The organism is Mesorhizobium sp. M7A.F.Ca.MR.362.00.0.0 (assembly GCF_004023175.1).
GTDB lineage: Bacteria > Pseudomonadota > Alphaproteobacteria > Rhizobiales > Rhizobiaceae > Mesorhizobium.
Window position 1 is genome coordinate 1 of record NZ_RZTF01000247.1, and the last position, 9744, is coordinate 9744.

A 9744-nucleotide genomic window follows, 5' to 3' on the forward strand; every position below is an offset into this window, starting at 1 on the left:
GTAGACGCCGCTGGCGACGGCCGCCGCCGTGGTGGCGAAGATCAAGGCCGGCAGCGCTCTGGCCGCCAGCACCAGCCTGAGCACGATGGCAATGGCGATGATGATTGCGGCCACCGCGGCGATCAGCGCGATATAGGCGGCGAACGGCGCCAGCGGATTGAGGATGTCTGATACGGCACCCCCGATAAAGGCGACGCTGCCGGCCCATTTGCCGGTGCGGCTGAGCGATGCCCTGATAAGCGAGGGCGCTGCGCCCCCGGCCCCGATATTCGTCATGCCAAGCCCCCAAGCCCTGAGATACCACGCCCCTTCCCACGGGAAACGCGGCCCTGGCAAGGAAAGACACGGGAAAACCGGCGTTTTCGGGGCAGATGCTCGGCGGGGCCGATAGCCGACGCCGGCGCTGCCCCTCATCCGCCTGCCGGCACCTTCTCCCCGTGAACGGGGAGAAGGGAGATGCCGCGGTGTTGGCGTTCACTCTGCGACGCCGGCGGTTGGCGAACCCGTCGAGGAGAGCGTCCTTCTCCCCGTTCACGGGGAGAAGATGGCGGCAGCCAGATGAGGGGCGGCGCCAAGCTCTGAAAATATGCGCAAACCTGGGCAAATGCCTTGCTGCCGCCATTAACCAAATGGACGCATCACTTGCGTTACGTTAGCTTCGCCGCATCTCAGCAACAGCCGACCCCAGAACAGTCCTGCCCTTGTCCAACCTGCGCCCCCTTCTGCTCATCCAGAGAGTTTTTGCGGCACTCGCCCTGCTGGTGCTGCTTGCCGGCTGCTCGACCACGACGCCGCCCGACAGCGTGCTGGCCGTGCCGGCGCCGGCGCAGAAATATGCGGCCATCGTCGTCGACGCCAGGACCGGCAAGCAGCTGTTCGAGGTCAGCTCGACGGCGCAGCGCTACCCGGCCTCGCTGACCAAGATGATGACGCTCTATCTGCTGTTCGAGGCGCTGGACTCCGGCCGCGTCAGCAAGCAGACGCAGATCCCGGTTTCGGACCATGCCGCCTCGCAGCCGCCGACCAAGCTGCGCTTCCGGCGCGGCGAAAGCATCGACGTCGATTCGGCGATCCGCGCCATCGTCGTCAAATCGGCCAACGACGTGGCGGTGGCGGTCGGCGAATATCTCGGCGGCTCGGAGGATCAGTTCGCCGCCATGATGACATCCAGGGCGCGCCAGCTCGGCATGACCAGCACCATTTTCCGCAACGCGTCCGGCCTGCCCGACGGTGGCCAGATGACCACGGCGCGCGACATGGCGGTGCTCGGCATGGCGCTGCGACAGCGCTTCCCCCAGCAGTTCCACTATTTCTCCGAAAGCGACTTCATGTTCCGCGGTCGGCTGGTGCGCGGCCACAACGACATGCTCGGCCGCGTGCGCGGCGTCGACGGCATCAAGACCGGCTACATCAGGGCCTCGGGCTTCAACATCGTCACCTCCTACAATGCCGACGGCCGCAATCTGATCGTCGTGGTCATGGGCGCCGACTCAGCCCGCCAGCGCAACGACCATGTCGAAGCGCTGATCCAGCGCAGCCTGTCGCCGACCATGGACGGCGCCAAGACCAGGCTGATGTTCGCCGAGCAGTAGTGGCCGCGGCGCGGTTCGCGTCTGGGTGCTCGGCTGCCGCCCACCACTTCGTCATCCACGGGCGAAGCAAGGAGCGTAGCGACGCGGCGCAGACCCGAGGATCCATGCCGGGACTCCCAACGCGTCACCACGGTGCAGAACCTTGCGCACGCTGGCGGGACAGAGGGGGGTGATTGGCGCCAACATCGGGCAAGTTCTTCACCGCAAGCGACACTCGCAGGTCGCGGCATGGATTCTCGGGTCTGCGCGTCCGCTTCGCTCCCGCTCCGCCCGTGGATGACGAAGTCGGGAAGCGATCAAAAACACTTGTAGTCCCACGAAATCCGTCGCGATGCTGGCGATGTTGCGGCATACGTCGCCCAGCACCACCAGGAGCCCACCATGAGCACCGTCCCCAAAACGCCCGAGCAACCGGAAGACAACCAGCACGACAGCGGCGGCGAATATTTCGAGGCGCCGATCGTCGGTGAGCTGGAGGCCGATCCGGTCTCGGACGAGCACTTCGACACGCCCGAAGTGCCGGACTCCGAACCTGCGGGCCCCGGCGCCCACCGTGGCAAGCCTAAGAAAAAACCGTCGGCAATATCGGGCCGCAAATTCCGCAAGCGCGATCTGGTGCGCATCGACACGCTGCGCCCGAGCCTCGCCGACCGCATCCGCTCGGACCATCCCGACCTGCCGGCCGGCGCCCGCATCAGCCGTGCCGAGCTCGGACGCTACCGCATGCGCTACATGGAGGAGCTGCTGCAGCAGGAGCACGGCGAATTCTCCGAGCTCGACCGCCAGGTGGTCGAATCGATCGCCAGGCAGGACACGATTTCCGAAAACTCGGAGGAGGAGTTCGAGGAGCACCGCACCTTCGCCGACCGTGTCTCAGACAACATGGCGGCCTTCGGCGGCAGCTGGTGGTTCCTGATCTCGTTCGGCAGCGTGCTTCTGGTGTGGATCGGCATCAACCTGCTCGAAGGCATGAGCGCCGCCTTCGACCCCTACCCCTTCATCCTGCTCAACCTGCTGCTCTCCTGCATCGCCGCCATCCAGGCGCCGATCATCATGATGAGCCAGCGGCGGCAGGAGTCCAAGGACCGCCTGCGCTCCTTCAACGACTACCGCGTCAACCTCAAGGCCGAGCTCGAAGTGCGCCATCTGCACGAAAAGCTAGACTACCTCATCTCGCGCCAATGGACGCGCCTGGCCGAAATGCAGCAGATGCAGCTGGATGCGATGCACGAACTGGCGGGTGCGAAGAAGCCGAAGCGCGCGGTGCGCGGAAGGCGGACGGTGAAGGCGGGGGCGGCAACTTCATAAGCCGTACCCTGGGGCGCACCGGGCCAGGTCGCTGCGCCAATCTCCAATTGCCCGTTGAAGCTCGCGCCTGCTTCCGCTAAGAAGCCGTGACTTGCCGGTTCACCGGCTGGTTCGTTTTCCGCATTCCGGAAAGCACCCGTAGCTCAGCTGGATAGAGCGCTGCCCTCCGAAGGCAGAGGTCACAGGTTCGAATCCTGTCGGGTGCGCCAGAATGCAAAGGGGTCCGTTCTGGACACTGCGTTTGGCGGTGGCTGCTTTGCGCCGCATATCAGCAAGGATAAGCACAATCGCTCAACTACATGACGACACCGGCATTGATTATGGTGTCGTAGCCGGATAGCGCTGACATTAGTTGTCTAGACGAACGATTCGACTTGTCTTTTTCCTCGGGCTGTCTCTCACTACTCGCAGTGCGAAGTAGTCACAGGCGTGGTCTCGGGTCTGCTCGCGGGACGATTTGCCTTGGAACTTCACTATCTCACACCGAAAATCCGAAGGGCAACTATCGACGGAAAGGCGGCAACGAAAATGCTCGGTGAGGACCTGGCACGGTCATACCACAGTCTTATCGCAGACATGCGGGGCGCCATTTATCTCCACGAAGTGCCGGATGAACCAAAGGTTAACTGGGCTGAAGGCAAGATCGGGTTAAGCTATCCATTGGGAGATTCCGCTGTAGTGGAGGTGGAGCCCATCGGAGCCGGTGTGATCAACACGACCAACTGGGGCGATGTTCACCGCGTTAAGCTCTTGCGGATTCTCAACAACGGAAAGCTGCTAGCATGATTGACCCTAACTGGTCTTCACCGCCGGGCGACACGATAGTGCGGCTCATGGACACCAAGGAAATCGACGGCGCAGAACTCGCTGACGCATTGGGAATATCCACAGACGATTTCGACGCTTTGATTAGGGGCCACCGTCGGTTGACAGAAAGTGACGCCGGTGTTCTGGCCGACAATCTAGGGTCTACGACGCGGTTCTGGCTGGCCCGCGATAAATCCTACGTTTTGGATATGGCCCGTTTGGACGAGAGTTCACAAGACTCAGAGGCGTCATGGGTCGCATCGATGCCGGCAGCATCGATGCGCAAATTCGGTTGGGTCCCCAAAGGCAGCAAGTCTAAGAACAAACTCAAGGACGAGATTCTCGCATTTTTTGGCTGCTTGACTCTGCAGGAATGGGGACAGCGCTACTCATCGGGCGTGGGCGCTGTCGCTTTCCGAACCTCACTATCCCTCGCGTCCGACGGCATGGCCACACTGGTCTGGCTGCGCGCCGGCGAATTGGCCATCGCCGACCGTGACCTGCCCGAGTTTGACCTCTCGGCATTTAGGAACATGCTTCCAGGACTAAAGAAGCTTTCAGCTTTCAAGCGGCCATCCGCGTTTGTTCCGCGCCTCGTAGCCGCTTGCAGATCTGTCGGTGTGGCAGTAGCAACCGCCCGGACTCCGGACGGTTGCCGCGCAAGTGGCGCGTCCTGGTTCGATACCAACGGCAATCCGGTCATCCTGCTTAGCTTCCGCCATATGGCGGAAGACCATTTTTGGTTCACGTTCTTTCATGAGGCTGCGCACATCGTACTGCATGGGCAAGACCATATCGACGGCGAAGGCGCTGTATTCATGGGAACGGACACGGAGACTCAAGAACGAGAGGCCAACGAGTTTGCGCAAGAATTGCTCTTTCCTGCCAATTTTCGGGAAGAACTCGACAACCGTGGCGTGGGGCCGAAGGCTATCATGGCCATCGCCCGAGCGGTGGATGTCACACCAGGTATCATCGTAGGTCAGTTGCAGCGGGCCGACGTGGTGGATCACAGCAAGCTGAACTTCCTCAAGCGCCGCTACCGTTGGGGTGAAGACCCAAACATACCTGACCTGATCGACTAACCTCTGAAATAAGTGTAGATCGTCGGGCTCTTCTGCCAATTGCAGAGACTGTCTTCAAGCACTTGCTTACCGACGTTGAGGTAGTCGTCGAGCGTATCAACCGCTCTCTCGATCTCCTTGGGCTTACCTTCTGCATTGGTCGCTCCCAAGACTAGCAGCTTGGCCCCGAACAACGGGCCGGTGGCGCCCGTTAGGTACACACTGTCGGCGTCAATCGGCGCTAGGTCTAGCTTGCCCAACATGGTCAGGAAGTCGAACTTGCCCAAGCGACCAAAACCGTAGACATCCTTCATCGATCGGTAGAGCTTCTTGAAAACTGCCGTAGGCTCCTGGCCAACCTCTTTATGTATCAGCCGCACCTTTGAATTCATACCACCCGAGGCCGTCAACCATTCGTGGAAAGTACTGAACACCTTGCCAATATTGCCAATCTTCTTGCTTTGGTACTGACGGTGGTTCGAAAATCGTCCGGATATAGATTTGGACTTCAGGTCATCCTCATGCGTGGTTAACATCGCCTCAAAATCGGCCCTGTTGACGCCATAGCGCTCCAAAGTCCACACCGGCCCCTCTCCGAACGAGCCCATGACGTTCGCGGCCAGCTTCCAGGCATCTTCGGCGTGTTTGCCAAAATGAGTGCCCAGAAAAGCTATCCATACCGCTTCGTCGCGGCGGCCCTTGGTATCAAGATAAAACGCACCTTTCAGAGGATCGAAAAGAGGGGAGTACGGATTGATACGATCAGCCGAGATGGCTGGGCGATGGCGGAAATTCCGCACATACTCGATCCGTCGGATGCTCGACACCATCTGCTCAACCAGTGTCTGTCTGGCCGCGGGATCCGCGATACCGGGAAGTGGACCGAATTCGTCTTCGTATGCCGCAAGGCCTTTCAGCAATTGGAATTGGCGGTCCCTATGGATTCCGTTGGGCATCTACTTCTTCCGGTTCGAACAGTTCTCGGATGACCGGATCCGCCACTTTCTTCTTAGCGATCCGATCGAGCACATAGAGTTTGAACCCGTCATGGTTCAGCCGGTCGAGCAACTCGGCGGCACGCTTCGTATCCCGTAATGTGCCAAGAGCAAAGACGCGCAGCAGTATAATCAGGTCCCGCCAATAGGGGTCGAGATCCGCCACGGGTTCGAAATTCGGGTTGCCGGCACGGATTTCACGTTCCGCTTCCAGCACTTGCCATACGGCCGGCCACGGATCGCCCAACGGCATCGGCGGCATGGGGACGATGTCGTGCAGCCCCTCGTCCACGTACTTCTGGGCGTTTGTACGCGGCTTTTGCCTTTCCGTGTCGTCGTAGAGATGTAGGCTGGCCACCGAGTGATGATAGGTTCCTGGTTCGACCCCTAACTCACGCGCGGCGATCTCCTGCAGCATGGTAAACGAGAAGACGTCATGCGGCAGCCCGAGGAAAACGTCGTTGGACCGCATGTGCACGTGTAGGTGAAGCCGTTTCTTCCTGATGACGAAATGCAGCGTGCAGGTGCAAGGAATGTCCTTGCTTTTTTTGCCGTCTGCACCGTTTCGAGCACCGTCGGCGTTCGCGTAGATTTGGATGATCGCGTTACGCGAACCGGGCTCGGCGCGCAGAGTGTCGATCACGCGCTGCCATTCGTCCTTGGGCTCGGCGTCGCCGCGCAGGCGAGCGCGCCCGAAGATACGGCGGCCATAAGCGCCGTTGAGCGTCTCGCCGTCGTCGGAAAACTCGTCATATCCTTCGATGTAGTAATTGATTTGGTCTAATGCGTCGCTGCCTGACAGGTACCAGAGCAGTTCGCCAAGCGGACTGAAAACTCTAGCGCGCGCCTCGGATCTTCCCAGTCGCGCACGCGGATTAGTAAGTTCGAGAAGCGCACCGAACAACTCGGTGCTTGTACCTTTGCGTGATCTCACGCGGTTGTTCCGCTTGTTACCGGACAACAGCCGCGTGAAAACCTTTCGCATTAAATCGTCGAGATTGTCGGCAGAGTGATGAAACACGCACGGTCCTTGCTGCCGAGTCTGCTGTTGAACCTGACTATCAAGCAAGATCGATTCGCGATTATATCTCAGCAGGAAGAGTATCCGGCTGCAATTGAATATTCCACCACCGCCTTTTATTCGGCTGCAGAATTCGCAACGTCCAGTTCGGCGCTCCCTTTGCTGCCCAGCCGCGCCGCTGTCAGCCCGCCACCCCCCGCACACTCTCCCGCTCCACCAGCGGGCATTCCAGCTTCGTAATCGGATACCGCCCCCTCCCAGGAGCCGCCGGCGCTTCCAGCTGCTCGATCGCCCATTGGCCCATCGCCATGTGCGGCAGGATCGAGGTGGTCAGCGGCGGGAACAGATGCCGGGCGATTTCCTCGTCGTCGTAGCCGACCACGGAAATATCCCCAGGGATGTGTAGGCCGGCTTCCTTCAGCGCTTCGTAGCAGCCGATCGCGGTGCGGTCGTTTTGGCAGAAGATGGCGGTGGGGCGGTCTTTCAGCGCCAGCAGCTTGACGGTCGCGGCGTAGCCGGCGCTGGCCGACCAGTCGCCCTCGACCACCAGCTCGGGGTCGAACGGGATGTCGGCGGTGGCGAGCGCGCGGCGGTAGCCTTTCAGGCGGTCCTGGGCCGCCTGCATCCACGGCTCGCCGGTGATGGTGGCGATGCGGCGGTGGCCGTGGCTGATCAGATGGCGGGTCGAGCTCTGGCCGCCGGCGATCTCGCTGGGCACCACGGCCGGGAAGGCATAGTCGGCCGTATAACAGTTGAGCAGGATCACCGGGATGTCGAGACCGTAGAGATAGTCGGGCGCTGTGATCTCGCGGGTGAAGATGGTCATGTAGATCAGCGCCGAAATGCCCCGCTTGGTCAGCGCCGAAATGGCGCGCGGCTCCATGACGGAATCGCCCAGCGTCTGCGCCACCAGAAGCACGTTGCCGGCATTCCACGAGGCCTGGCGCGCGCCCTCGATGGCGACCACGGCTTCCGGACTGGTGGCGAGCTGGTCGACGGCGAAGCCGATCACCCCGTCCAGTCCTTCGAAGGCGGCCCCCCCGAAGGCAGGCAGCGGCGGGTGAAGGGCCTCGAAAGCGGGCGCGGCGTAGCCAAGCGTCCGCGCGGCTTCGATCACCCGTTCGCGGGTCTGCTGCGACAGCTTGATCCCTGGCGAATTGTTGAGCACGAAGGACACGGTCGCCTGCGAGCAGCCGGCTGCCCTGGCGATATCGATCATGGTGACGCGGCCCTTGGCGCCCTTGGCCGGCGCCTTGCGCCGCCTCGCCGTGTCGCTGGCCCGATCCGTCGTCTCGCTCATGGCAAATCCCAGTCTGGCAGGCCGGTCAGGCCGGCAAGATGGCGTGACGCATTCGATTTATAGAGGTAACGCCAAGGTCGTTTATAACTATTAGCATGCCGGAGGTCCATCCGCCGTGGATCTCCATACAGGCCAAAACTCAAAAGGCGAAAGGCTTGGGCTGCAGCTCAGCCGTGGCGACGGCTCGTGGACGTATACGCCTCGAAACCGCGGATATTGCCTCAAAACTAATACTGTTTACTAATACAAAAATGCGCTGTACCGTCAATCCGTCGCGTCCGGCCGGTCAGGTCCGGGGCGGCGGGAGAGTACGAAAAATGGCCCGGTGGCGAGCGGATACTACCTCCGCGAGCCTTGTCTCGGATATGTGATATGTCAGACAAATCGGACTATTTACGAACGAAGGATGAGTCTCTAAGGTCCATGATCGTGGCTGGAACGACGCCATTCTTTCGGTGCCGGGAACCCCTTTGAGGAGGAGGGCGTCCACGCTGCAAACGGCAAATCAGGTCAGTGCAAGATCGGCCGGTCCAACGACTGAGCCAAACGGGAGGTTGAACATGAAATCCTTGATACGAACTGCATCCGTAGCCGCGACCGCGCTGCTGCTTGGCCTGTCGGCCACGGCCATCGCGCGCGCCCAAGACAAGCCGACGCTGGCCTTCGTCGTCAACGGCGCTTCCGATTTCTGGAAGGCCGCCGAAGCCGGCGTCAAGAAAGCGCAGGGCGAACTGCCTGACTACAATCTTGAGCTCAAATATCCCGAACAGTCCTCGGTCGCCATCCAGCAGCGGCTGATGGACGATCTGGTGACCGCCGGCGTCAAGGGCATCATGGTCTCGGCCGTCGATCCCAAGACCTCGACCGATGGCCTCAACAAGATCGCCTCGGAAACGGCACTGTTCACCACCGACTCGGACGCCCCGCAGACCAAGCGCGTCGCCTATATCGGCTCGTCCAATGTCGATGCCGGCAAGCAGGCGGCCGAAATCGCCAAGAAGGCGATGCCCAATGGCGGAAAATGCCTCGGCTTCGTCGGCCTGCTCGGCGCCGACAACGCCAAGGAGCGCATCCAGGGCATGAAGGACGGCCTCGCCGGCACCAAGATCGAGCTGATCGACGTGCGCGGCGCCGACATCGACCAGGCGCGCGCCAAGAAGAACGTCGAGGACGCGCTGGTCGCCAGCCCCGACGTCACCTGCATGGTCGGCTTCTACTCCTACAACACGCCGCGCATCTATGAAGCGCTGCGCGACGCCGGCAAGCTCGGCTCGATCACCGTCGTCGGTTTCGATGACGATCCGATCACGCTGGGCGGCGTCAAGGAAGGCACCGTTGCCGCCACCGTCGTGCAGCAGCCCTTCGAATGGGCCTATCAGGGCATGAAGCTGATGGCGGCCTATCTCAAGGGCGACAAGTCGGGCATCCCGGAAGGCAACCTCATCATCATCCCGACCAAGATCATCGGCAAGGATGACGTCGACGCCTACGCCGCCAATCTGAAGGCGATGTCTGGAAACTGATCGTCGTTAGCGCCGCCCCTCATCCGCCTGCCGGCACCTTCTCCCCGTATGGTACGGGGAGAAGGGAAGCGCTCCAACGCTGGCAATCCCCCTCGCCCCGTCTCTATACGGGGGTCCGAAGGACGGGCGAGACA

Annotated in this window: 8 protein-coding genes, 1 tRNA gene and 1 pseudogene; 6 read left to right on the forward strand and 4 right to left on the reverse strand. The window is 61.2% G+C overall.

Annotated features, from left to right (window positions below; translation table 11 throughout):
- Positions 1 to 276: pseudogene (locus EOC06_RS24980) on the reverse strand (methyl-accepting chemotaxis protein); the annotation flags it as partial.
- 425 nt (positions 277 to 701) lie between these two features.
- On the opposite strand from EOC06_RS24980, the gene EOC06_RS24985 reads away from it, so the two are divergent.
- The 5 genes from EOC06_RS24985 (at position 702) to EOC06_RS25005 (ending at position 4792) form a co-directional block, all read left to right on the forward strand.
- On the forward strand, positions 702 to 1592 hold the full coding sequence (locus EOC06_RS24985; protein WP_128309041.1) for a D-alanyl-D-alanine carboxypeptidase family protein: 891 nt from the start codon (positions 702 to 704) through the stop codon (positions 1590 to 1592).
- A gap of 381 nt (positions 1593 to 1973) precedes the next feature.
- The gene (locus EOC06_RS24990; RefSeq protein WP_128309042.1) at positions 1974 to 2900 is read left to right on the forward strand and encodes a DUF1003 domain-containing protein; all 927 of its coding nucleotides are present in this window, start codon (positions 1974 to 1976) and stop codon (positions 2898 to 2900) included.
- 132 nt (positions 2901 to 3032) lie between these two features.
- Positions 3033 to 3109, forward strand: a tRNA-Arg gene (locus EOC06_RS24995).
- A gap of 253 nt (positions 3110 to 3362) precedes the next feature.
- Positions 3363 to 3686, forward strand: coding sequence for a hypothetical protein (locus tag EOC06_RS25000; protein WP_128309043.1), 324 nt, complete (start codon positions 3363 to 3365; stop codon positions 3684 to 3686).
- A gap of 47 nt (positions 3687 to 3733) precedes the next feature.
- Positions 3734 to 4792 carry an ImmA/IrrE family metallo-endopeptidase gene (locus EOC06_RS25005; RefSeq protein WP_164749084.1) on the forward strand — a complete coding sequence of 353 codons (1059 nt, stop codon included), beginning with the start codon at positions 3734 to 3736 and terminating at the stop codon, positions 4790 to 4792.
- Here EOC06_RS25005 and EOC06_RS25010 read toward each other — a convergent pair.
- The 3 genes from EOC06_RS25010 to EOC06_RS25020 form a co-directional block, all read right to left on the reverse strand.
- On the reverse strand, positions 4789 to 5727 hold the full coding sequence (locus EOC06_RS25010) for a hypothetical protein (RefSeq protein WP_127267267.1): 939 nt from the start codon (positions 5725 to 5727) through the stop codon (positions 4789 to 4791). The genes EOC06_RS25005 and EOC06_RS25010 overlap by 4 nt on opposite strands.
- Positions 5708 to 6835 (reverse strand): thymidylate synthase, encoded by a 1128-nt coding sequence (locus tag EOC06_RS25015; protein WP_128309044.1) that lies wholly within the window; start codon positions 6833 to 6835, stop codon positions 5708 to 5710. The genes EOC06_RS25010 and EOC06_RS25015 overlap by 20 nt, the downstream gene beginning before the upstream one ends.
- Positions 6836 to 6968: 133 nt before the next feature.
- Positions 6969 to 8087, reverse strand: coding sequence for a LacI family DNA-binding transcriptional regulator (locus EOC06_RS25020; RefSeq protein ID WP_206631252.1), 1119 nt, complete (start codon positions 8085 to 8087; stop codon positions 6969 to 6971).
- 560 nt (positions 8088 to 8647) lie between these two features.
- On the opposite strand from EOC06_RS25020, the gene EOC06_RS25030 reads away from it, so the two are divergent.
- Positions 8648 to 9610, forward strand: coding sequence for a sugar-binding protein (locus EOC06_RS25030; RefSeq protein ID WP_128309045.1), 963 nt, complete (start codon positions 8648 to 8650; stop codon positions 9608 to 9610).
- Positions 9611 to 9744: the final 134 nt, after the last annotated feature.